Raw genomic sequence first — 20,924 nt, forward strand, 5'->3', positions numbered from 1 at the left:
CCTACTCGAACGTGTGTTCGATTTCGCCAACGTGAGCCTTCTCGGCCTTGTGGAGCACGCGCGCCAGCCACGCGGCAATGAGGCACATGGCCGCGCCCAGCAGGAGCTGATCGGCGAGCGGTACGCCTCCGGCGCTGAGGCCCACGGCAATCAGCGAACCCACCACCATGGCGCCGGCATTGACGATATTGTTCGCCGCAATGGTCCGCGCGGTTTCCGCCTTGTCGACCACCGTCGTCAGGAACGCGTAGAGCGGCACGACGAACATGCCCCCCGAAATCGCGATGCCGAGCAAGGTCAGCAGCAGCGGCACCGCCAGCGGCTCCATCACGAACTGGGGGACGTTCAGCAGGGCAGTACCGGCTTCGTGCGGCCACATCTTGCACACCACATGGAAGGCCACGATGAACAGGCCCATCACGATCACCGACACCGGGCCGAAGCGCGCCGAAACAGTGCCCTTGAGCAAGTGATTGATCGAGACCGAGCCGATCGCGACGCCGATCGAGAAGACCACGAGGAACAGGCTCGCCACTTCCTTGCTCGCCGAAAGCACGTTCTTGGCAAGCGGCGGGAACTGGATGAACAGCACCGCGCCGATCGTCCAGAAGAAGCTGATCGCCGCGATGGCGAGGAACACGCGCGGGTGCCGCGTTGTCATCCGAACCAGCGTGATCGAGGAGCGGATCACGTTGAAATCGAGCGGGACGGGCTCCATCTGCGGCGGCGCGGGCGGCACGAACTGTGCGGTGCAGAAGCCGACGACCGCAGTGCCGATGCAGATGACGGCGGCCCATTCGACCGGGATCCAGCCCGCAAAGATCGTGCCCGCAAGGATCGAGATATAGGTCCCCGCCTCGACCAGGCCCGTGCCGGCCAGAACCTCTTCGGGATGCAGGTGCTGCGGCAGGATCGCGTACTTGATCGGGCCGAAGAACGTGGAATGCACCCCCATCGCGAGCAGCGCCGTCAGCATCAGCGGGATCGCCACGATCTGCACCGCCATGCCGCGCCAGGCCATGAACAGGCCAGCCGCGCCGACGAGCATAATCCCGATCTCCGCCGCCTTGACGATACGGATGATCCGCGCCTTGTCGCGCATGTCCGCCAGCTGGCCCGAAAGTGCGGAGAGCATGAAGAACGGCAGGATGAATACGGCCGAAGCAATCGCCGAGAAGCGCGCTTCGGCGGCCTCCGAATGGTATACGGTGTATACCACGTAGAGGATCATCGCGTTCTTGTAGAGGTTGTCGTTGAACGCGCCGAGCAGCTGTGTTGCAAACAGCGGCAGGAAGCGGCGTCTCCGGATGAGCAGCGCGGTTGTCGTCATGCAGGCGATGTCATTCGGGTTTTGCCAGCTTTCGCATCTTCGGACCTTCCCATAGCGCGGTGCACGGGGGGGACAAGGGGCATGGTGAACAACTTGCAGTTTCTTCGTATCGTCATCGTGCCTATGGTGACCCTACGATGCTGACACTTCCCAATCTGCTAACGCTGTCCCGCATTGTCACCGTGCCTTTGCTGGCGGGCCTGCTGTGGTGGCCCGAATGGCAAGCCGGCTATGCGATCGGCTTCGCGGTCTATGCACTGATGGGCGTGACCGACTATTTCGACGGCTACCTTGCGCGCGCGCAGGGCACGGTCTCCAAGCTCGGGATCTTCCTCGATCCGATTGCCGACAAGATCATGGTCGCTGCCGTGATTCTCGTCCTCACCGCGCAAGGCGTACTCACCGGCCCCTACGTAGGCGATCTCCACGTGATTGCAGGCCTCATCATCCTGATCCGCGAGATCGCGGTTTCGGGCTTGCGCGAATTTCTGGGCGGCATTCAGGTTTCGGTGCCTGTCTCCAAGCTCGCCAAGTGGAAGACGACCTTCCAGTTCATCGCGCTGGGCGCGCTGATCCTCGGGCAGGGCGCGCCGGGCTGGACCATGCTCATCGCCGGGATCGATGCGAACGTGCCGCATACGGTGGGCCTCGTCACGCTGTGGGCGGCCGCGGCGCTGACGGTGATCACCGGCTGGGATTATCTGCGCGTCGGCCTCAAGCACATGGACTGATCGGCCCTCAGCCCGCGCCAGCCTTCGAGAAAAGGTTGAGCACCAGAACGCCGGCCATGATCAGGCCGATCCCCGCCAGCGCTGGCAGATCGAGCTGCTGGCCATGCACAAGCCACGCCAGCGCCGTGATCAGCACGATGCCCACGCCCGACCAGATCGCATAGGCGACGCCGGTCGGAATGCGCTCCAGCGTCAGCGACAGGAAGAACAGCGCGATGGCATAGCCTGCCATGCTCACCGCCAGCGGCAGCAGCTTGCTGAATCCCGCCGATTGCTTGAGCGCGGTCGTCGCGATGACTTCGGCTACAATCGCGATGGCGAGCGAGAGATAGGGTGGTAGGTTCATGGGTCAGGGAACCTCGCTTGGTAGTCGGTAGCGCCGTGGAGGATATGGATCACGTAGATCGTATCCTCCTCGATCTTGAAGAATATCAGGTAGTTGCCGTGCAGGGCCTTGCGGATCTCGCCGCGCTTGTCGTGGTGCACCACCGGATATCGTCGCGGGAATGTGGTCAGTCGTTCGCAGGCTTCGCGCAATTCCGTGATAAACAGGAGCGCTTGCCGAGGGCTATCCCGCGCTATGAAATCGGCAACAGCTTCGAAATCGGCTTCGGCCTCTGCCGCAAATTCGAGCTTCACTTCGCGTTTTCGATCATCGCGCGATATTTGCGCTCCAGGCGGTCAAGCACCTCGGTTGCGGGTTTCGTATGCCCTGCATCGACATCGTCCAGTCCGCGCTGGATCGCCGCATCATAAGCAGCCAGCCGGGCTTCACGGTCCTGTATCAGCCGCACGCCTTCGCGCAGCACTTCGCTTTTCGAGTTGTAGCGACCGGTCGCGACGAGGGCGGTCACGAATTCCTCGAGCTTTGGTCCCAGATCGGCGCTGATCATGTCTGCCTCGGAGCAAGAAAGGGGGGAGGCCGGAGACTATCCCTCTTATCAACTATTATCAACCTGCCGCCAGTTCGTTCGCCAGCAGGCGGAATTCCTCGGCGCGGGGGGAGTTCTTGCGCCATACGAGTGCGATCTCGCGGCTGGCGTGCTCTGATTCCAGCGGGCGGGCGACGATCTGGGTGCCCTGCAGGATGCCCGCTTTCACCGCCATTTCGGGCAGCATGGTGAGGCCGAGGCCATTGTCCACCATCTGCACCAGCGTGTGCAGGCTGGTTCCAATCACGCTCGCGCTGGCACGCAGTTCGGGGCGGTTGCATGCGGCCAGCACGTGGTCCTTGAGGCAATGACCGTCTTCGAGCAGCAGCAGGCGCGCCTCGTCGATCAGTGCGGGCGCGATGCTCTGCGGCGGATCGCGCGGGTCATCCTTGGGAAAAGCAACGAGCAGGCGGTCGTGGAACAGATGCGCCGCTTCCACCTCGCCGGTCGCGAAGGGGAGCGCGAGCAGCACGCAGTCCGCGCGGCCGTGATGCAGCGATTCGACCGCCGCCGCGCTGGGCTCCTCGCGCAGGAAAAGCTTAAGGGAAGGGCGTTCACGGCGCAGACGGGGCAGGATTCGGGGCAGCAGGAACGGTGCAATGGTCGGGATCACGCTCATCCGCAGCTCGCCCGAAAGCGGCGCGCCGTGCGCCTGCACGAGCGCCGAGAGTTCCTCGCCCTCGCGCAATAGGCGGTGTGCCTTGGCCACCACCTGATCGCCGAGCGCGGTGAAGCGCACCACGCGCCGCGTGCGCTCGACCAGGGTTACCCCGAGCAGCGTTTCCAGTTCGCGCAGGCCTGCCGAAAGCGTCGACTGCGAAACGAAGCAGGCGTCCGCCGCACGCCCGAAGTGGCCATGCTCGTGCAGCGCGACGAGGTATTGCAACTGCTTGAGAGTGGGGAGGTAGGTGGTCATGGCAGATGGACTTCAGTCGGGACCTTCGATGTCGTCACCGGCATCGGGCGGGTTGAAACCGTCGTCTTCCACCGGCTCAGGCAAGGGCGCCTCGTCGCCGCTGCCCGCAATCAGATCGATATGCGCCATCTTGAGCCGGCCGTTCACGACCGCGAAGGCCAGCTTGCCTTCGACGAGTTCGAGCGCATCGCGGCCGAACTGATCGAAGCGCCATCCCTCGAGGATCGGCAGGCCCTTGCGCTGGCCCGCAGCAAGCGCTTCCAGATCGTCACTGCGCGCAAGCAATCGCGCTGCAATATCAATCTCGCGGCTGCGGATCTTGAGCAGCAGCTTGAGCAAGTCCGCAACGAGCGCGCCTTCCTTGCCGAGTGGTGCGCCGCGCGGGGCGCGCGGGGGGAGTTCGGAATCGCTCATCGGCGTCGCATCGGCAATGGCCTGCATCAGGCGGCGTCCGATGTCGTTGTCCTTCCACCCGGCGGAAAGCCCGCGCACCTTGGCGAGTTCATGCTGTTCGCGCGGCGGATGGCTGGCGATATCGGCCAGCGTCTCGTCGCGCATGATGCGGCCGCGAGGGATGTTCTTGTCCATCGCCTCGGTCTCGCGCCAGGCGGCAATCGCCTTGAGCCTGCCGAGCACCGCCGGGTTGCGGCTGGGCGCGCGGATCTTTTGCCAGACCACTTGAGGATCGGAGCGGTAGTTCTCGGGATCGGCGAGTTTTTCCATCTCGGCATCGAGCCATTCGCCGCGCCCCGTCTTGATCAGCCGCTTCAGCATGCGCGGGAAGATCTTGGAAAGGTGCGTGACATCGCCGATGGCATATTCGATCTGCCGCTCGGTCAGCGGGCGGCGCGACCAGTCGGTGAAGCGGGCGCCCTTGTCGATCGAGAAGCCAAGCCAGCTTTCGACGAGATTCGAATAGCCGATCTGTTCGGACTGGCTGATCGCCATCATCGCGATCTGGGTATCGAAGATCGGGTGCGGGGTGCGCCCGGTCAAGTTGTAGATGATTTCGACGTCCTGCCCGCCGGCGTGGAACACCTTGAGCACGTCCTCGTTATCGACCAGCAGTTCGAGCAGCGGGGCAAGATCGAGGCCGGGCGCCAGCGGATCGATCGCGGCGGCTTCCTTATCGTCGGCGATCTGCACCAGGCACAGTTCCGGCCAATAGGTGTTCTCGCGCATGAACTCGGTATCGACCGTGATGAAATCGGCCTTGGAGAGACGCTCGCACAAGTCGGCCAGAGCCGGGGTTGTCGTGATCAGCGGGTGTATCTTCATCGTGCTTTTCTGCTTGCGCACCGGCCAAACCCTCATGCCCGATCGATGCTGGTGGTGGCCCCGTCCGGGGCCTGCGGCTTGACAAATTCGCGGCCATCGCCTCTTGGCCGCGATCATTCCCTGCCCGAATGCTGGGCGATTGACCAGCCAAATTGGAACCGAGCCACATGCACCCTTATCGTTCCCACACCTGCGGCGCGCTGGCACAGGCGCAAGTCGGGCAGAACGTGCGCCTCTCGGGCTGGGTGCACCGCAAGCGCGACCATGGCGGCGTGCTGTTTGTCGATCTGCGCGACCATTACGGCATCACCCAGATTGTGGCCGACAGCGACAGTCCGGCGCTCGCGATCCTTGAATCCACCCGCGTGGAAAGCGTTGTGACGATCGAGGGCGAGGTCAAGGCACGCAGCGCGGGCACGGTGAACCCGAACCTCGCGACCGGCGAGATCGAAGTCTATGCCCGCGCCGCGACGGTGCTGTCTGCCGCCGAGGAACTGCCGATGCCGGTGGCCGGCGAGCAGGAGTATCCCGAGGATATCCGCCTGCGCTACCGCTTCCTCGACCTCCGCCGCGAGACGCTGCATGCCAACATCATGACGCGCACCAGGGTGATCCGCGACATGCGCACCCGCATGGAAAATGCCGGCTTCACTGAATACTCGACGCCGATTCTCACCGCCTCCAGCCCTGAGGGCGCGCGCGATTTCCTCGTGCCGAGCCGCATTCATGCCGGCAAGTTCTATGCGCTGCCGCAGGCGCCGCAGCAGTACAAGCAGCTGCTCATGGTGGCGGGCTTCGACCGCTACTTCCAGATCGCCCCCTGCTTCCGCGACGAGGACCCGCGCGCTGACCGCCTGCCGGGCGAATTCTATCAGCTCGACCTCGAGATGAGCTTCGTGACCCAGGAAGAAGTCTGGGAGACGATGGAGCCGGTGATCGGCGGCGTGTTCGAGACCTTCGCCAACGGCAAGCCGGTGACGCCCTCGGGCAGTTTCCCGCGCATCGCCTATGACGATGCCATGCTGAAGTATGGCTCGGACAAGCCGGATTTGCGCAACCCGCTGATCATCAGCGACGTCGCCAGCTACTTCACCACTTCGGGCTTCGGCCTGTTCGAGAAGATCGTCGCCGGCGGCGGCACCGTGCGCGCGATCCCAGCGCCGGGCACGGCAGACAAGAGCCGCAAGTTCTTCGACGATATGAACGAGTGGGCGCGCAGCGAAGGCCATGCTGGCCTCGGCTACGTGACGCGCAAGGGCGGCGATTTCGGGGGCCCGATCGCGAAGAACCACGGCACCGAGGGCATGGAAGCGCTCTATGCCGCGCTCGGCCTTGGGCCCGATGACGGCCTGTTCTTCGCCGCGGGCAAGCCGGAGCAGGCCGCCAAGCTGGCCGGCGCGGCGCGTACACGCGTTGCCGAACAGCTCGGCCTCATCGACAAGGACCGCTTCGAGCTATGCTGGATCGTCGATTTCCCGTTCTACGAATGGGATGAGGACGCCAAGAAGGTCGAGTTCGCGCACAACCCGTTCTCGATGCCGCAGGGCGGGATGGACGCGCTGACGGGGCAGGACCCGCTGACGATCAAGGCCTTCCAGTACGATCTCGTCTGCAACGGCTACGAAATCGCCTCGGGTTCGATCCGCAACCAGTCGCCCGAGTTGATGGTCAAGGCGTTCGAACTGGTCGGGCTTTCCAAGGCGGACGTCGAGGAGCGCTTCGGCGGGCTCTACCGCGCGTTCCAGTATGGCGCCCCGCCGCACGGCGGCATGGCGGCGGGTGTGGACCGCATCGTCATGCTCGTTTGCGGCGCGCAGAACCTGCGCGAAATCACGCTGTTCCCGATGAACCAGCGCGCCGAGGATCTCTTGATGGGTGCGCCTTCGCCAGCGACGAACACCCAGCTGCGCGAATTGCATCTGCGGACGGTGGAACCCTCCAAGGGGTGAACCGGTCAGGGGGGCAAGCGCAAACCTGTGGATTGTGCACCTGCCCGTCCGCTCGGTTCACCGCTCGTCACGCATCACGCACACTTCGTCCACATAGCTGCTATGCATCGCGCCACTTGCCAGCCCGCAATCCGGACATTAGGGCGAAGGCCGGATTTGATTATACCAACCCAGTTCCTTGAAGGGGCAAAAGAATGAGCGATACCGCCGACCGCGTGAAGAAGATCGTTGTCGAGCACCTCGGGGTAGAGGCCGACAAGGTCACCGAAGACGCGAGCTTTATCGACGATCTCGGTGCCGACTCGCTCGATATCGTCGAGCTGGTCATGGCGTTCGAAGAAGAATTCGGTGTCGAGATCCCTGATGACGCGGCCGAGAAGATCGCCACCGTGTCGGACGCGATCAAGTACATCGACGACAACAAGGGCTGATCCTTTCGGATTGCCAAACCGTCCGCACTTTCTCGTCCTGTGCCCATCGCGGCGCATGACGGGAACGTCGGTCGTCCCCCGGCCTTGATCAGCCGGGGCTTCGACAGGCTCGGTCCCGCGAGGGGTCTGGGCCTGTTGTGCTTCATGGTTCGTTCGCCGGTTGCGGGCGGACGTTTCGGAGACTGAAATGCGCCGTGTCGTCATCACAGGACTTGGCCTCGTGACCCCGCTGGGGGCCGATGTCGAAACCACGTGGGCCAATCTCATTGCCGGCAAATCGGGTGCGGGGCGGATCACGCGCTTCGATACCGCAGGCCAGAAGTGCCTGATCGCCTGCGAAGTGAAGCCGGCTGACCACCCCTATGGCTTCGACCCCAACAAGCGTGTCGATTTCAAGGTCCAGCGGCAGGTCGATCCCTTCATCGTCTACGGCATCGATGCTGCGGGCCAGGCGCTCGAAGACGCCGGCCTGACGGACATGGACGATGCCCTCAAGATGCGCACCGGCTGCTCGATCGGTTCGGGTATCGGCGGCCTGCCGGGCATTGAAAGCGAATCGATCGTCCTGCACGAGAAGGGCCCGGGCCGTGTGAGCCCGCACTTCGTGCATGGCCGTCTGATCAACCTCATCTCGGGTCAGGTCTCGATCAAGTACGGTCTGATGGGCCCCAACCACGCCGTCGTCACCGCCTGCTCCACCGGCGCACACTCGATCGGCGATGCCGCGCGCATGATCCGCGACGATGACGCTGACATCATGCTGGCTGGCGGTTCGGAAAGCACGATCAACCCGCTGGGCGTCGCCGGCTTTGCCCAGGCGCGCGCGCTCAACTGCAGCTACAATGATCGCCCCGAACAGGCGAGCCGTCCTTACGACAAGGACCGTGATGGCTTCGTGATGGGCGAAGGCGCGGGCGTCGTCGTGCTCGAGGAATACGAGCATGCCAAGGCGCGCGGCGCGAAGATCTATGCCGAAGTCGTCGGCTACGGCCTCTCGGGTGATGCCTACCACGTCACCGCGCCGCACCCCGAAGGCAAGGGCGCCGAACTTGCAATGCGCATGGCGCTGCGCAAGGCAGGGATGGGCCCGGGCGACATTGATTACATCAATGCGCACGGCACCTCGACCATGGCCGACACCATCGAACTTGCCGCGATCAAGCGCGTGCTGGGGCCCGATCTCGCGGGTGCTTCGATGAGCAGCACCAAGTCGGCCATCGGCCACCTGCTCGGCGGTGCCGGCGCGGTGGAAGCGATCTTCTGCGTGCTGGCGATCCGCGATCAGATCGTGCCGCCCACGCTCAATCTGGATAATCCGGACGAGGGCTGCGAAGGCGTCGATCTGGTGCCCAAGGTCGCGAAGAAGCGCGTGGTGCGCGCGGTGCTGAACAACTCGTTCGGCTTCGGCGGCACCAATGCCAGCGTCATCATGAAGGCGATTTGAGCCGGCGCGGCAGGAGGCGGCGTTCCATGCAGAAGGCAGGCCGGCTCAGAATCATCGCGCTGGCTGTGCTGCTGGTGGTGGGCGCTTATGGCGTCCACTTCCTCTACGGCTGGTACGGCAGCGGTCCGCTGGTCAAGGACGCAACGTTCTCGGTGCCCGAGGGTGCGACGCTCGCCAGCGTTGCCCAGCGGCTTGAAGCGGAAGGCGTGGTCGCCTCCGCTGATACCTTCCGCATCCGCGCACGCCTGCTGGGCGGCAGCGAGCCGCTCAAGGCCGGCGAGTATGCGATCCCCGCGCATGCCAGCGGCTCGGCCGTTCTGGCGATCCTGCAGGGCGAGGGCGGCGAAGTACGCCGCATGGTCACTGTTCCCGAAGGTATGCCCTCAATCATGGTGGAGGAGCGGCTCGCCAAGGTCACTCTGCTGACCGGCCCTGTGCCCACGCTCGCGGAAGGTTCGGTCCTGCCGGACACCTATGCATTCCAGCGCGGGGAGAGCCGCACGGCAGTGGCCACCCGGATGCAGCAGGCCATGGCCCGCACGCTGGCCAAGCTCTGGACAGACCGCGGACCCGATACCGTCGCGCGCAGCCCCGAAGAAGCCGTGATTCTTGCCTCGATCGTCGAGAAGGAGACCGGCAAGCCTTCGGAACGACGCATGGTTGCAGGGCTCTATTCCAACCGCTTGCGGCAGGGGATGATGTTGCAGGCCGATCCCACGATCATCTATCCGATCACCCGCGGCAAGCCGCTCGGCCGGCGCATCCGCCAGTCCGAGATCCAGGCGGTCAATTCCTACAACACCTACACGATGGTCGGCCTGCCCAAGGCCCCGATCACCAATCCGGGCAAGGCCGCGATCGAAGCGGTGCTGCATCCGGCCAAGACCGATGCGCTGTTCATGGTCGCTGACGGCAAGGGCGGGCACGTCTTTGCTGCCACCCTGCAGGAGCACAACGCCAACGTCGCCCGCTGGTTTGCGCTCCGCCGCGCCCGCGGGGAGCTCTAGACCGCCGTGCGTGCGCCGCTGGTGGTGACCGCCGAGCTGCCGCCCGCACTCCAGAGCCGCGCCGAAGCGCTGCGCCGCGCGCATTATCCCTCAGACCGCAACCTGGTGCCGGCGCACGTGACCCTGCTGCGCGCGCTGCCGCCGTTCGTGGAAGAGGAGGCGCGGGCGCTGCTGGCCTCGCTTGCCGCCGAACTGCCACCGCCGCCCGCGCAGCTCACAGGGCTTATGGACCTCGGCAGCGGCACCGCGCTCGCCATCGAAAGCAGCGCTCTGCTGGATGTCCGCGCCATGATCGCCGAGCATTTCCACGGCATGCTAACGCTGCAGGACGAGGGCGTGCCGCGCCTCCACGCCACCGTGCAGAACAAGGTGCTGCGGGCAGATGCCAAGGCGTTGCAAGCCGTGCTTGCCCCCACCGTGCAGCCAGAGCGCTTTGCCTTCACGGCCCTTGCGCTGCACCGCTACCTTGGCGGTCCGTGGGAGTCCGTCGGTCGCTGGCCATTCCGCGGGCGCATCCGGCACTAGGCCATGCGCCGCAAGGCTGATTCCCCTGTTGACCCCGCAGGCAGCCTTGCCTAATAGGCCCGCCTGCCCTGCCGCCGGATACATCCGCCGCCGGGCCAGAACCCTTCGGGGCGGAGTAGCTCAGCCGGTTAGAGCAGCGGAATCATAATCCGCGTGTCGGGGGTTCGAGTCCCTCCTCCGCTACCAATCCTGTTTCCGGAGACCTCCACGAAGGTCCGGATTTTTCCAAAAATCGGCAGAAAAGCAGAGGGTTGCGGGTGATTCGCGTCCGCATGCGCCCTGTGCCTTCCACGTGCAGCCAGATTTGGTTTCCCGGCCATCGGCAGCATGTCCATTCACGAAATCACCGCGCCCGGCGTGCTCGCCTTGATCCGGGAGATCGAAAAACGCGGTGCGCTCGACATCAGCCGCCGTGCCAAGCAGGGTGTCGGTCAGGCTTTCCAGTTCGCTATCGCATGTGGTCTGGCTGCCAATAATCCGACGACGCACCTTCGCGGGGCCTTGAAGCTCCGGCCCCGCGTTCAGCACATGAGCCGCCTGCCGCTGAGTGAACTCCCGGCATTTCTCGAAAAGCTGCGAGGCTATCAGGAGCGGGCGAGCGGCGCTCGGCGATCACGCGTGATGCGGTCATGTTTGCTTTGCTGACTTGGGTGAGAGCCAAGGAACTCCGTTTCGCTGCCAAGTCTGAGTTTGAGGGGCTGAATACGACCGAACCCATATGGCGCATTCCAGCGAACAGGATGAAGATGGGGCGCGAGCACCTTGTGCCGCTTTCTGTTCAAGCCGCTGCTATTGCCAAAAAGATGATCGCCTCAGCGGCTGGCGACTACCTCTTCCCGGGCACTCAAGGGCGTCTTCATCGATGTGCTGAACGAAGAGCATGTGACCAAGTCGTTCGCGGACCTCAACAACCGTACCGGTCCCGGCGCGGCGAACCGCACGCTCGAGATTCTCAAGAACATGCTGGGCAAGGCCGAGGTCTGGGGGTACCGGCTTGAGAACACCAACCCGTGCCGCTCGGTCAGGCCGAACAAGCGCAGACAGTGCGAACGGTTCCTATCCGCCGAGGAACTGGCCCGGTTTGGTGAGGTGCTGCCCGATTTGCGCGCCAGCGACAATTTGACCATCCGCTCTGGATGCGCGGTCATCACGTTGCTGTTGCAGACTGGCTGCCACTACCGCGAAATCCTTACCCTCCAATGGCGGGACGTGAAGCGCAACCGTTTGCTCCTGCGCGACAGCAAGACCGGTCCTCGCACGGTTTGGCTCGGTTCGGCTGCACAGGAGGTCATCGACAATCTGCAGCGCCATCCGAAGATTTCCGGGCTGTTTTGGAACTACCAGTATCGCAGGCCGATCAGCTCCATCCAGCATCTCTGGCCGACGATCCTTCAACGGGCTGATCTCGGCAAGCTGCGCATCCACGACCTGCGTCATACCTTCGCCAGCCATGCCGCCATGAGCAAGGAAACTCTGCCCATGATCGGACGGCTGCTCGGCCATGCAAACCATCAATCGACTGCCCTTTATGCCCACCTCGATGACGAGCATGTGCTTGATGCCACGCAGCAGATCTGGAATGCGGTTCAACACCTTCTGGCGTGACTGTCTTGGCTCCACTGATTGTCGAGGTGTGCCCATCTCGGTGAATCACATTACGCCGCCGGGCCTTCGCCAGACCGTCCCTGCCACCGCGGCGATTTCGCGAAGTCTTCGGTCCGGAAAGGTATCTCGTTGAAGATGTAGCGGTAATAGAAATGCCGCAGCGCTGCGTGGAAGGCGCGGATGCGATCCTGATAGGCAAGCTGTGCGCCAAGATCGGTGCGCGCCAGGCGGTGGATCGCGACCTGCACGCCGACTGACGGCAGGACGACACCGATCCGACGCGTCCAGGCATCTCTCGCTTCGAGCCCGCTGCGATAGGCCTTGACCTTGTTGGCCACCGACCGGTCGCCAAGGTAGTGGAAAGCGAAGTACCATTTCCAGTGGAAGCCGCCCTTGAACGCGGCCTTGTCTTTCCATTCGGGATAGTCGCGCAGGAAGGCCTGCATGGTGGCATCCTTGGGCTTGTCCCAGCCGCCATGGACGGCTTCACGCTGGGCGAGCGTCAGCTCGACGCCCTGCTGCACCGGTATGGCGTGATTGATCGCCAGCAGGGCAAGGCCGGGGAGGACCGGCGTGATCGCCAGCCAGACCACGGCGAGCGAGGCGGCATTGGCCAGTGATCCCAGTTTCATCCGCCCCACAACAAGGCACAGCGCGATCCAGAACAGGAAATAGGCTGCGGCAATGCCAGCAATGAGCGCGGTTGCGGCAGCGCCGGTACCGGAAAGCGCCGCGCCGACTATGAACGGCAGCACGAGCGCCAGCAGCAGCAGGCCAGCTCGCAGCACGATCCGCCGGAACCACAGTCCGCGGGGTGACTGGGCCATCACGTCGAGCAGCACGGCGCGCCCGGCCTCGCGTTCGCCGGAGAACAGATCGTGGAGCAGCGCGATCAGCAGCAGCGGGGCGAGATAAGTGAGGACGAAGGCCCAGTCGAACCGCCCCGGCAGCGCCAGCTCGGCGTTGTAATTCTCGCTCTCGTTGATCTGGCCCTCGATCGGCAAGGCGCGCACGCGCAGCACGAACGGGGCAACATCGCGCATGCCAAGCGCGGCGAAGGCGAGCGAAGATGGCGCATCCCACGTGGCGTGGAAGGTGTAGTAGGCCGCGTTCCCGGCATCGCCTTCCTTGCCCGCCCATGCCGCAATCGCCGCCTCGTCGCTGGCCTGACGCGGCTGAATCCGCGCGATGACCTCATGTTGCCGCGCCACTTCGGCAAGCCCTGCCCAGACGCTCGCGCCGGAAAGCACTGCCATCAGCAGCAACGCCGGCAGCGCGATGCGCTGGCGCAGGAACAGCCGCAGTTCATGGGGCCAGAGTCGCATCACAGCGCTTCCCCCACCCGGCGCGCGGCAAGGCGCAGCATCAAGACTCCGGCCAGAAACCAAAGCAACAGCATCGCCATGCCCGGAATCGCGGCCTGCACGCGTTCGCCCAGCGTGGCCGACCGGTAAGCGAAATCGGGAACTTCGTGCCAGTGCTTCGGATCGATCCGCACGCGGCGGGCTGCTTCGGGATCGCTGTTGCGGTTGCCATCGTCGGCATAGGTCACGGCTTCGGCCTGAAGCCGGTTCAGGGCCTGCACGATCGCGTAGCGATAGGCTTCGGCCTGCTCAAGGAAGCGTTTGTGGCCGTCAAGGTCGGTGCCGGACAGCGCCATCGACGCGCTGCGCAAGGCAATCGCCGGGCTCAGCAGGCCAAAGCCTGTTGCCATGCTGCTCTGCTGTTTCTGGCTGGCGAACTGGGCGTTGCTGTAGCGGTCAAACAGCTGCGAGGTGATCTTCTCGCCCTCCATCGCCACCAGGCCGCGATAGTTGACCGGAAGATCTTCCACCCGGCTGACACCGTAGCGCTTGAGCGTTGCTGCCTTGAACGCGGCGAAATGGGGGTCGTCTGGATTGTGACTATCACCGATGCGGCGCAAGTCTTCATGAATGGCAATATCGGTTTCGAGGCGCGTCGGCAGCGGCGTGGCGGCAAGCGCGATGTCGGGCGCGATGCGGGGCACCAGCACCGTCGCAAGTGCCCACAGACCAAGCAGCGACAGCAAGGCCGACCGGGCATCGCGCGCCATGGCCGAGACAGCCACGACCGCAAGCACCCAGAACAGCAGGTAAAGGCTATAGCAAGCCGCCAGCAGCACTGCGCCTGGCAGCGGCGCCGCTTCGCCTGCAACCAGCCAGCCCAGCGACAGCAGTGCTGGCAGCAGAATCACCGCAGCAATGCCGCCCAGCGCCAGCGTCTTGCCGGCAATCAGCCTGGGCGCAGAGAGCCCCTGCGCCTTGAGAAAGCGCAGAGTGCCGCTTTCCCGTTCGCGCGCAATCGCGCCGAAGCCGACGAAGACCAGCACCAGCGGCCCCAGCACCTGCAGCACGAAAGCCGGGGTCAACTGCCCGAAGCGCGCCAGCAGCGACGATTGCCGCACATCCCCGAAGTTGGCGCTGTTCTGGCGGTGCCCTTCGAGGAAGATCGTGTTTCCGGTAAAGCCATCGACACCCGGATCGAACGCGGCCAGCGCGGGCAGAGGGCGGAACACGAAGTGGCCATAGTGCACCATGCGGTGCGGATGGCGCGCAGGCTGGCCATCGAATTCGCGATCTGCTTGTGCCTGAAAGCGCGCGCGCAGTCCATCGCTCTGATCGCGATGCGCGATCGAGGTCAGGGCTGCGAGCGCCGACAGCGCAATGACCATGACGAGGGCGAGGCGCGCCACATGGCTGCGCCACATCAGCCGCCATTCCTGCGCGGCAACCAGCCGGACCGGGTTCATGCCGCCGTTCGCTCGCCGTAGCGGTGGTGGAGGGCCAGCACGTCGATGCCGTCGCCAGGCTGTACTTCGTCGACAATCCACCCTTGTGCCAGAAAGCCGATCCGGTCGGCGCAGTCCGCGGCCCCGAGCAGATCATGCGTGACCATCAGGATCGCCGTGCCGCGCGCCTTGAGCACGCCCAGCAGTGCGTTGAAATCCGCCGTGGCGCGGGGATCGAGCCCGCTGGTGGGCTCGTCGAGCAGCAGCACGGGCACATTGCGCAGAACCGCCATGGCAATCGCCACCTTCTGCCGCATGCCCTTGGAAAATCCCGAGACCCGCCGGGCGCGGGCTTCATGCTGAAGCCCGGCGGCGTCCAGTGCGGCGTCCATCTCCGCCGGTCCAGGTTCGCGTCCGCCCAGCGCCAGAAAGTAGGCCATGTTCTCGTAGGCGGACAGTTGATCGTAGAGCGCCACATTCTCTGGCAGATAGGCGACGAGGGCGCGGGCGCTGTCCGGTTGCCGCACCGGATCGAGCCCGCAGACCTGAACGGTCCCCGCATCTGGTTCGAGAAAGCCGAGAAGGGCCGACAGCGTGGTCGACTTGCCCGCACCGTTGCCGCCGAGCAGGGCATAGACTTCCCCCGCCGCGACGGTCAGCGACAGGCCGTCGAGCACCGTCCTGCCGCCTCTGGCCAGCCGCAAGCCATCGATTGCAATGGGGAAACCAGCCTGCTGCGTGCTGCGGTTCTGGTCAGGCGAAGGGGTGGGGGCTTGGGTGGAGCTCATGCTGCCCTGTTGTGCCATGCCATGCGCGCTGTCAATGTCATGGTATACTATCACATTGACTCTCGCTGCGATCTTCCGCAAGGCGATTCCGCGATACATTGTATCATCAATCCGGCCTTAGGGGGCAACGTGCGATCATTGAAATTTGCAATCGGCTGCCTGCTGGCGGGTGCCGCTCCGCTGGCAACTGCCCGCGCCGAAGAAGCCGCTCCCGCTGAGGAGCTTGTCGTTACCGGCGTTCGCCAAGCCTACCGCGGTGATTTCGCGCAGATCGAGATCCCCCAGTCGATCGCGGTAATCGACCAGCAAGTGCTGCGGGACAACAATATCCTGCGGCTGACCGATGCGCTCGATCTCAATGCCGGCGTCGCCCGGCAGAACAATTTCGGCGGTCTGTGGGATGCCTATGCCGTGCGCGGCTTTGCGGGGGATGAGAACCTGCCCAGCGGCTACCTGGTCAACGGCTTCAACGGCGGTCGCGGATTCGGTGGTCCGCGCGATGTTTCGGGGATCGAGCGGATCGAAGTGCTCAAGGGCCCGAATGCGGCGCTGTTCGGCCGGGGCGAGCCGGGCGGCACGGTCAACATCGTTACCAAGCAGGCGCAGTTCGGTGCCACGCAAGGCACGGTTTCGGCCAGTTATGGCAGCTTCGATGCGTTCCGCGCCGATGCCGATCTCAACCTTGCTGCAGGCGACAAGATCGCTGTGCGTCTGATCGGCTTCTACGAGAATGCCGACAGTTTCCGCGATACAATCGAGACCGAACGCTACGGCTTCATGCCCACGGTAGGGATCAAGCTGGGCGAAGCGACGCGGCTGACCTACAATCTCGAACTCACGCGGCAGAAAGTTCCGTTCGACCGCGGCATTGTGGCCATCGGCGGCAAGCTGGATGCGATCCCGCGCAGCCGCTTTCTGGGCGAACCGGGCGATGGCCCGATCGAGGCCAACGTGACCGGCCACCAGCTCCAGTTGCAGCACGATTTCAGCAATGCGTGGAGCCTGCTGGTGGGCGGAAGCTACCGCCAGAGCAGCCTCGAAGGGTTTTCGACCGAGGCCGAATTGGCCGCCGCGCGGCAGAAACTGTTCGTCGATGGCCGCTCGCTTTCGCGCCAGCGCCGCTTCCGCGACTATGACGCGGACCATTACGTGCTGCGTGCCGAGCTTTCGGGCGATTTCAAGGTTGGAGGGCTGCGCAACCGGCTGCTGTTCGGCGCGGATTTCGACCAGTTCGAGAACAGCCAGCTCTTTCTGCGCTTCCGCCCGCCAGCGGTCAGCGGCAACCCGTCTGATCTGGCCGCCAACATCATTGATGTGACCGCGCCGGTCTATGGCCGCTTTCCGCTGCGCACCCCTGGTCCGCAGACCAACCGGCTCGATGTGCAGAATGCCTATGGCATCTATCTGCAGGACCAGATCACGCTTTCGCCAAAAGTGCAGGTGCGCTTCGGCGGGCGTTTTGATCGCTTCTCGCTGCGCACGCTAAATCGGACGAGCAATGTCGATCAGCGCCGCACGGTCGAGCGTTTCAGCCCGCAAGTGGGCGTGGTCTGGACGGCCAGCAGTGCCTTGTCGCTGTTCGCGACGTACGGCGAAGGCTTCCGTTCGAACATCGGGGCAACGGCCAGCGGCACGATCTTCGATCCCGAAACCACCCGTTCGTTCGAAGCCGGGGCGAAGTTCGGCCTGCTGAACAACGCGCTGACCGGAACGATCGCCTATTTCCGCCTCAACAAGACCAATGTCCTTGCCGCCGATCCGAACAACCCCGGCTTCTCGCTGCCCATCGGCAAGGCCCGCAGCCAGGGCATCGAGTTCGATCTCAACGGAACGCTGCCTGGCGCTATCGACGTGCTGCTGTCCTATGCTTTCGTCGATGCGGAGGCGCGGTCCGATGTGCGAGAGCCCAATTTCGGCCTGGCCGTCCGCGTGGGCGACCGGCTGATCAACGTGCCGCGCCATTCGCTGAACCTGCAGGCCTCGCGCAAGTTCGCCGTTGCTGGCACCGAACTGCGGCTGGGCGCCGGGGTGCAGCATGTGGGCGAACGTCTGGGCGAAACCGGCACCACCTTTGAACTGCCTGCCTATACCCTGACTCGCCTGTTCGCCAACTGGCATCCAACCGATGCGATCGAGGTCTTCGGCCAGGTCAGCAACCTGTTCAACGAAACCTACTACACCAACAGCTTCGCCAGCCTGTGGGTCCAGCCCGGCGCGCCGCGCACGGCGTCCGGGGGTGTCAGGGTGCGGTTCTGACGATGCTTGATACCATCGACACGGCCTGTGCGACCGACTGGCAGACAATCCGGCACGCGGACTGCCCGATCCTTGTCGAGCCCCGCACGCTGGCGGGGCTTGCGGCCCTTGCCGAACCGCTGGCCCTCTCCGCGCCGTTCGAACTGCGCGGAGAGGGCCCGGTGGGGGAAGCCGTGCGGGCGCTCGGCGAAATCCCGGCCGAACTGTGCGAGGATATCCGTGATCTTGCCACCCGCTTTGCCGCGCTGATGGGCGTGCCTGCGGTGCGCATCCGGCTTGAGGGGATCAACACCAACGCCTGCCGCAAGGTGCATGCGGACTACACCGACTTGCGGCTTATCACCACCTATTGGGGGCCGGGGACCGATTATGTTCCCGCCGGACAGGAACCGTCCGATGCCGGGCTTGTGCGGCTGCCCGCCGGCCATGTCGCGCTGTTCAAGGGGCGGCTGTTCGGCGAAGGCCACGCCCCCTGTTTTCACCGATCACCCCCGGTAGGCGATACGGGCGAGCGGCGGCTGGTGCTGGTGATCGATACGCCGCTCGATGAATCGCGCATGGGCCACGTGCCGCCTCCCGCTTCGTGCTGAAGGACGCGCGCGCCCTCATCATCGCATCCGCATTCGCATTGGCCTCAGCCGAAGCGCATGCCCAGCGCGCGACCGAGAATGCGGCGACGGCGGCGGACGATGGCTTCGGCAAAAGCGTCGGCAGCGAATCGGTTGGAATCTACGCCAATGGCGAGGTCCGGGGCTTTTCGGCCAGTGATGCGGGCAACGCTCGGATCGAGGGGCTATACTACAACAGATCGGGCGCGATCAGCGATCTGTTCGTGGCGACAAGCGATATCAAAGTCGGGCTGACTGCCTTCGGCCAGCCTTTCCCTGCGCCCACCGGCCTCGTCGATGCCAACCTGCGCCGCGCCGGTGACCGGACGATTGTGACCGCGCGGCTCAACGCCGGGGATTATTTCGGTGTTGACGCCACGATCGAGGCTGGCGTCCCGCTGACATCGAACCTGGGCATCTATCCTGCCATTGGCTACTTCGATGATCGCTATGCCGATGGCGTCAACGCCTGGTTCGTCAGCTATTGCAACGTCGCCCGATGGCGGCCCGCACCGCACACCGAACTGACGGCGTTCTTCAGTCGCTATGACTATGGCGACGAGGAACAGGGGCCGCTGATCTACACCTCCGGACCGTTCCTCCCCAAGGAGATCAAACGGCGGCGCTTTTTCGGACAGGATTGGGGGCAGTGGTCGGGCCACAGCCAGAACTTCGGCGGTCTGGCCAAGACCGCGCTGGGCCCATGGAGGCTCGAAGCGGGCCTGTTTCGCAGCAGTTTCACCCAGGATGATTTTGCCAGCGCCTGGTTTGCTGGCGTGGACCGGGACGGCATCGGCGAGCGCTTCATCCTGTCCGGCCGCGATCAGGCTTATGTATCCTGGTCCGGCGAAGCGCGCGTGGTGCGCGATTTTCGCGATGGCCCGCGCCGCCACCGCCTGATCGCCTCGGTGCGCGGCCGCAAGGTCGATGCGCGCTATGGCGGCTTCGATCTGGCCGCCATAGGTCCTGGCCGGATCGGCGTGCCCTATCCCGTGCCTGAACCGGTGCGCGAATATGGCGTGCTGACCGATGATCGCGTCCGGCAGATGCTGCTGTCGGCGGGCTATGATCTGGTCTGGCAGGATCGCGGCGAGCTAAACCTGGGCGTGACCCGCAGCGATTACCGAAAGTCCATCGACAGCCCCAGTCTGCCAAGCTTCGCGCGCCGGGATCGCAACTGGCTGTGGAATGCCGCGCTGGCGGTAAAGGTCACCTCGGGCCTGACGGTCTATGCCGCCACCACGCGCGGGCTGGAGGAGGCAGGCACCGCTCCCGTCAACGCCGCAAATGCCAATGAAGTGCTGCCCGCCTTGCGCACCCGGCAGGTCGAGGCTGGTCTGCGTCTTGCCCTTCCGGGAAACATCCGCGCGGTCGCTTCGTGGTTCGACCTGCGCAAACCCTATTTCGAGATAGACACAAGGGACAACGTCTATCGCACCCTGGGCGAAGTGCAGCACATGGGATACGAGTTTTCGCTCTCAGGAAAGCCGGCCAAGGGCCTCAGCTTCGTTGCCGGCGCGGTATTGATGGACCCGCGCGTAGCCGGGGAGGCGGTAAGGGATGGCCGCCTTGGCAGCCGCCCCATCGGCCGTACGCGCACGCTAATCGATGCCAGCATCGACTGGATGCCGGCCTCGCAACAACGCTGGTCGATCGATCTGCGTCTGCTTTATGAAGGTGCGCGCGCGGCTGACGCGCTGAACCGCTTTGCCATCCCGCAACGCCTTACCGCCGATCTTGGCGCGCGCTACCGCTTCAAGATCCGCAAGAGCGACGCGATTCTTCGGGTCAAGCTGGCCAACCTCAGCAACGTCTTCGGGTGGCGCGTATCGGGCGGCGGGGGATTCAGAACCAATGGTCCGCGTCGGCTGACTGGATCGATCATCGCCGACTTTTAGGCTTTGCAGCATACTGGGCACAACGGGGTGCGCAATTCGCGGACACTTGGCGTGAATGACTGTTTCCGCATCATCCCATAGCAAATGTCCGAGGGTTGGAAGCCAGCTGGCGCGCGCAGATTGTTGGTTAGAGGCCCGAGGCATGATTTCATTCCCATACGACGGGATCGCCCTTTCATGATGGTTATCTGGTCCCCAATCGCGAACAAAGTGGGTCTGTGCCTGCTAGCAATGCCCCCCAATGGACCCCGTAGTTTGATCGCTCAGATGCCGCTCATCGGCGCAAGATTACTGCGGATTCAAAACCATGACAGGAGTGGCGGTGGGCGTGAAAAGCTGGGGCGACAGGCTCAGTTTGAAACAGGCTTGACCGGCACACCGTACGCGACTTGTCGGTGGTCGTAAGTATCTAAAATAGATGCCAAAATTTTTGATTTCGATCCCTCTGGCGCTTTCCCGTCTGACGAGCATTACCGA

Annotated in this window: 21 protein-coding genes and 1 tRNA gene; 13 read left to right on the forward strand and 9 right to left on the reverse strand. The window is 64.2% G+C overall.

Going from position 1 to position 20,924, the window contains the following annotated elements; genetic code table 11:
* Position 1: 1 nt before the first annotated feature.
* Complete coding sequence (locus K5Q19_RS11075) at positions 2-1,330, reverse strand: MFS transporter (protein WP_292944866.1); 1,329 nt, start codon at positions 1,328-1,330, stop codon at positions 2-4.
* A gap of 137 nt (positions 1,331-1,467) precedes the next feature.
* On the opposite strand from K5Q19_RS11075, the gene pgsA reads away from it, so the two are divergent.
* A complete protein-coding gene (gene pgsA / locus K5Q19_RS11080; RefSeq protein ID WP_292944868.1) occupies positions 1,468-2,061 on the forward strand; it encodes a CDP-diacylglycerol--glycerol-3-phosphate 3-phosphatidyltransferase in 594 nt (197 codons plus the stop codon).
* A 7-nt stretch (positions 2,062-2,068) separates the two neighbouring features.
* Here pgsA and K5Q19_RS11085 read toward each other — a convergent pair whose 3' ends face one another.
* From K5Q19_RS11085 to rnd, 5 genes are read right to left on the reverse strand one after another with little or no spacing between them, the layout of a single operon-like run.
* Positions 2,069-2,407 carry an SMR family transporter gene (locus K5Q19_RS11085; protein ID WP_292944869.1) on the reverse strand — a complete coding sequence of 113 codons (339 nt, stop codon included), beginning with the start codon at positions 2,405-2,407 and terminating at the stop codon, positions 2,069-2,071.
* The gene (locus tag K5Q19_RS11090; protein ID WP_292944872.1) at positions 2,404-2,700 is read right to left on the reverse strand and encodes a type II toxin-antitoxin system RelE/ParE family toxin; all 297 of its coding nucleotides are present in this window, start codon (positions 2,698-2,700) and stop codon (positions 2,404-2,406) included. Before K5Q19_RS11090 ends, K5Q19_RS11085 begins: the two co-directional genes overlap by 4 nt.
* The gene (locus K5Q19_RS11095; protein WP_292944875.1) at positions 2,697-2,954 is read right to left on the reverse strand and encodes a type II toxin-antitoxin system ParD family antitoxin; all 258 of its coding nucleotides are present in this window, start codon (positions 2,952-2,954) and stop codon (positions 2,697-2,699) included. Before K5Q19_RS11095 ends, K5Q19_RS11090 begins: the two co-directional genes overlap by 4 nt.
* A 58-nt stretch (positions 2,955-3,012) precedes the next feature.
* A complete protein-coding gene (locus K5Q19_RS11100) occupies positions 3,013-3,909 on the reverse strand; it encodes a hydrogen peroxide-inducible genes activator (RefSeq protein ID WP_292944878.1) in 897 nt (298 codons plus the stop codon).
* Between the two features lie 12 nt (positions 3,910-3,921).
* On the reverse strand, positions 3,922-5,187 hold the full coding sequence (gene rnd / locus K5Q19_RS11105; RefSeq protein WP_292944881.1) for a ribonuclease D: 1,266 nt from the start codon (positions 5,185-5,187) through the stop codon (positions 3,922-3,924).
* Positions 5,188-5,354: 167 nt separating this feature from the next.
* Here rnd and aspS point away from each other — a divergent pair, with 167 nt between their 5' ends.
* The 9 genes from aspS to K5Q19_RS11150 all read left to right on the forward strand — a co-directional run bounded on the left by aspS (position 5,355) and on the right by K5Q19_RS11150 (position 12,148).
* Positions 5,355-7,136, forward strand: a complete 1,782-nt coding sequence (gene aspS / locus K5Q19_RS11110; RefSeq protein WP_292944884.1) for an aspartate--tRNA ligase — start codon at positions 5,355-5,357, stop codon at positions 7,134-7,136.
* Between the two features lie 194 nt (positions 7,137-7,330).
* Positions 7,331-7,567 (forward strand): acyl carrier protein, encoded by a 237-nt coding sequence (locus K5Q19_RS11115; protein ID WP_054121351.1) that lies wholly within the window; start codon positions 7,331-7,333, stop codon positions 7,565-7,567.
* 187 nt (positions 7,568-7,754) lie between these two features.
* Entirely contained in the window at positions 7,755-9,011 is a 1,257-nt protein-coding gene (gene fabF / locus K5Q19_RS11120) for a beta-ketoacyl-ACP synthase II (RefSeq protein WP_292944888.1), read from the forward strand.
* A 26-nt stretch (positions 9,012-9,037) separates the two neighbouring features.
* On the forward strand, positions 9,038-10,018 hold the full coding sequence (mltG, locus tag K5Q19_RS11125) for an endolytic transglycosylase MltG (protein WP_292944891.1): 981 nt from the start codon (positions 9,038-9,040) through the stop codon (positions 10,016-10,018).
* 6 nt (positions 10,019-10,024) lie between these two features.
* Entirely contained in the window at positions 10,025-10,543 is a 519-nt protein-coding gene (locus tag K5Q19_RS11130; protein WP_292944894.1) for a 2'-5' RNA ligase family protein, read from the forward strand.
* Between the two features lie 109 nt (positions 10,544-10,652).
* Positions 10,653-10,729, forward strand: a tRNA-Met gene (locus K5Q19_RS11135).
* Positions 10,730-10,870: 141 nt separating this feature from the next.
* Positions 10,871-11,188 (forward strand): hypothetical protein, encoded by a 318-nt coding sequence (locus K5Q19_RS11140; RefSeq protein WP_292944897.1) that lies wholly within the window; start codon positions 10,871-10,873, stop codon positions 11,186-11,188.
* On the forward strand, positions 11,173-11,541 hold the full coding sequence (locus tag K5Q19_RS11145) for a hypothetical protein (RefSeq protein WP_292944900.1): 369 nt from the start codon (positions 11,173-11,175) through the stop codon (positions 11,539-11,541). The genes K5Q19_RS11140 and K5Q19_RS11145 overlap by 16 nt, the downstream gene beginning before the upstream one ends.
* On the forward strand, positions 11,426-12,148 hold the full coding sequence (locus tag K5Q19_RS11150) for a site-specific integrase (RefSeq protein WP_292944903.1): 723 nt from the start codon (positions 11,426-11,428) through the stop codon (positions 12,146-12,148). The genes K5Q19_RS11145 and K5Q19_RS11150 overlap by 116 nt, the downstream gene beginning before the upstream one ends.
* Before the next feature lie 50 nt (positions 12,149-12,198).
* On the opposite strand, the gene K5Q19_RS11155 is transcribed toward K5Q19_RS11150, so the two are convergent.
* From K5Q19_RS11155 to K5Q19_RS11165, 3 genes are read right to left on the reverse strand one after another with little or no spacing between them, the layout of a single operon-like run.
* Positions 12,199-13,473 (reverse strand): DUF3526 domain-containing protein, encoded by a 1,275-nt coding sequence (locus K5Q19_RS11155; RefSeq protein ID WP_292944906.1) that lies wholly within the window; start codon positions 13,471-13,473, stop codon positions 12,199-12,201.
* Complete coding sequence (locus K5Q19_RS11160) at positions 13,473-14,918, reverse strand: DUF3526 domain-containing protein (RefSeq protein ID WP_292944910.1); 1,446 nt, start codon at positions 14,916-14,918, stop codon at positions 13,473-13,475. The genes K5Q19_RS11155 and K5Q19_RS11160 overlap by 1 nt, the downstream gene beginning before the upstream one ends.
* A complete protein-coding gene (locus K5Q19_RS11165; RefSeq protein WP_292944913.1) occupies positions 14,915-15,685 on the reverse strand; it encodes an ABC transporter ATP-binding protein in 771 nt (256 codons plus the stop codon). Before K5Q19_RS11165 ends, K5Q19_RS11160 begins: the two co-directional genes overlap by 4 nt.
* 129 nt (positions 15,686-15,814) lie before the next feature.
* Between K5Q19_RS11165 and K5Q19_RS11170 the strand changes: the two genes are divergently transcribed.
* Genes K5Q19_RS11170 through K5Q19_RS11180 form a run of 3 tightly spaced genes read left to right on the forward strand, consistent with a single transcriptional unit; the run spans position 15,815 to position 20,447 of the window.
* Positions 15,815-17,941, forward strand: coding sequence for a TonB-dependent siderophore receptor (locus tag K5Q19_RS11170; RefSeq protein ID WP_292944916.1), 2,127 nt, complete (start codon positions 15,815-15,817; stop codon positions 17,939-17,941).
* A 2-nt stretch (positions 17,942-17,943) separates the two neighbouring features.
* Complete coding sequence (locus tag K5Q19_RS11175; protein WP_292944918.1) at positions 17,944-18,531, forward strand: DUF1826 domain-containing protein; 588 nt, start codon at positions 17,944-17,946, stop codon at positions 18,529-18,531.
* Between the two features lie 38 nt (positions 18,532-18,569).
* Positions 18,570-20,447: a TonB-dependent receptor gene (locus K5Q19_RS11180; protein ID WP_292944920.1), complete on the forward strand. Its 1,878-nt coding sequence runs from the start codon at positions 18,570-18,572 to the stop codon at positions 20,445-20,447.
* The last annotated feature ends 477 nt before the right edge of the window (positions 20,448-20,924 follow it).

Source organism: Novosphingobium sp., from assembly GCF_019748365.1.
In the GTDB taxonomy this organism is placed as follows: domain Bacteria; phylum Pseudomonadota; class Alphaproteobacteria; order Sphingomonadales; family Sphingomonadaceae; genus Novosphingobium.

Excerpts from the sequence above, each read along its gene's own strand:
- K5Q19_RS11075 (WP_292944866.1), bottom strand. The coding sequence starts at position 1,330 with ATGACGACAACCGCGCTGCTCATCCGGAGACGCCGCTTCCTGCCGCTG.
- pgsA (WP_292944868.1), top strand. The coding sequence starts at position 1,468 with ATGCTGACACTTCCCAATCTGCTAACGCTGTCCCGCATTGTCACCGTG.
- K5Q19_RS11085 (WP_292944869.1), bottom strand. The coding sequence starts at position 2,407 with ATGAACCTACCACCCTATCTCTCGCTCGCCATCGCGATTGTAGCCGAA.
- K5Q19_RS11095 (WP_292944875.1), bottom strand. The coding sequence starts at position 2,954 with ATGATCAGCGCCGATCTGGGACCAAAGCTCGAGGAATTCGTGACCGCC.
- K5Q19_RS11100 (WP_292944878.1), bottom strand. The coding sequence starts at position 3,909 with ATGACCACCTACCTCCCCACTCTCAAGCAGTTGCAATACCTCGTCGCG.
- rnd (WP_292944881.1), bottom strand. The coding sequence starts at position 5,187 with ATGAAGATACACCCGCTGATCACGACAACCCCGGCTCTGGCCGACTTG.
- aspS (WP_292944884.1), top strand. The coding sequence starts at position 5,355 with ATGCACCCTTATCGTTCCCACACCTGCGGCGCGCTGGCACAGGCGCAA.
- K5Q19_RS11115 (WP_054121351.1), top strand. The coding sequence starts at position 7,331 with ATGAGCGATACCGCCGACCGCGTGAAGAAGATCGTTGTCGAGCACCTC.
- fabF (WP_292944888.1), top strand. The coding sequence starts at position 7,755 with ATGCGCCGTGTCGTCATCACAGGACTTGGCCTCGTGACCCCGCTGGGG.
- mltG (WP_292944891.1), top strand. The coding sequence starts at position 9,038 with ATGCAGAAGGCAGGCCGGCTCAGAATCATCGCGCTGGCTGTGCTGCTG.
- K5Q19_RS11140 (WP_292944897.1), top strand. The coding sequence starts at position 10,871 with ATGTCCATTCACGAAATCACCGCGCCCGGCGTGCTCGCCTTGATCCGG.
- K5Q19_RS11145 (WP_292944900.1), top strand. The coding sequence starts at position 11,173 with ATGTTTGCTTTGCTGACTTGGGTGAGAGCCAAGGAACTCCGTTTCGCT.
- K5Q19_RS11155 (WP_292944906.1), bottom strand. The coding sequence starts at position 13,473 with ATGCGACTCTGGCCCCATGAACTGCGGCTGTTCCTGCGCCAGCGCATC.
- K5Q19_RS11160 (WP_292944910.1), bottom strand. The coding sequence starts at position 14,918 with ATGAACCCGGTCCGGCTGGTTGCCGCGCAGGAATGGCGGCTGATGTGG.
- K5Q19_RS11165 (WP_292944913.1), bottom strand. The coding sequence starts at position 15,685 with ATGAGCTCCACCCAAGCCCCCACCCCTTCGCCTGACCAGAACCGCAGC.
- K5Q19_RS11175 (WP_292944918.1), top strand. The coding sequence starts at position 17,944 with ATGCTTGATACCATCGACACGGCCTGTGCGACCGACTGGCAGACAATC.